The organism is Aminobacter sp. P4_D5, from assembly GCF_056401815.1.
Genome location: NZ_JBFUIP010001117.1, coordinates 1 through 577, shown reverse-complemented (window position 1 = coordinate 577; position 577 = coordinate 1). Strand labels below are relative to the sequence as shown.

The window sequence follows — 577 nt, the reverse complement described above, 5'->3', positions numbered from 1 at the left end:
GCACGGGCCACCCATGCGGCTGGGCGTGGGGGAAGAGGCTGAGGATGGGGACGATTCGGGCATCGGTTGCTCGAGAACGGCACAGAGGGTCGCTTCGTGGGGCCTCGGCGCTCATGGGCATGGGCCGCCGGCGCGTCAGCGAGGTCCGGGAGCTAGGTCCGGTCTCCATCGTCGCGAGGACAGACACATGAAGCACAGAGCGAAGGCAKGAGACATGAGTGAAATGGGAAGTGGACAGCTGTTAATTAGCTTCGCGCCGCCGGACGAAGGAGGCGGATCAGCCCAAACACCATCCCCCTCAGTAGCCTTCCGCATTGCGTCAAACCCCGGCGCGCCGGAGGTGTTCAGCAACTGGATTATCGGCGTGAGATTGAACGGGCCCAACCTCTCACTCTCGCTCGGCAGCGTTCGCGCGAATTGGGACGGCGGCGATGCATTCGTGCAGGAGATTGGCACGCTGACGATGCCGCACGGCATTGCGCAGGCTTTGGCCGAAAGCTTGTTCAGCTTCATGAAGGATCGGAACCTATTGTCCATTCCGCCACCAAAAAAGACCCAATGAAGCAGCCGCCAGATC

At 61.8% G+C, this 577-nt stretch carries 1 protein-coding gene; it reads left to right on the top strand.

What is annotated here, in order from left to right:
- Positions 1–214: 214 nt before the first annotated feature.
- The gene (locus tag AC1DWF_RS36995) at positions 215–562 is read left to right on the top strand and encodes a hypothetical protein (RefSeq protein WP_476843398.1); all 348 of its coding nucleotides are present in this window, start codon (positions 215–217) and stop codon (positions 560–562) included.
- The last annotated feature ends 15 nt before the right edge of the window (positions 563–577 follow it).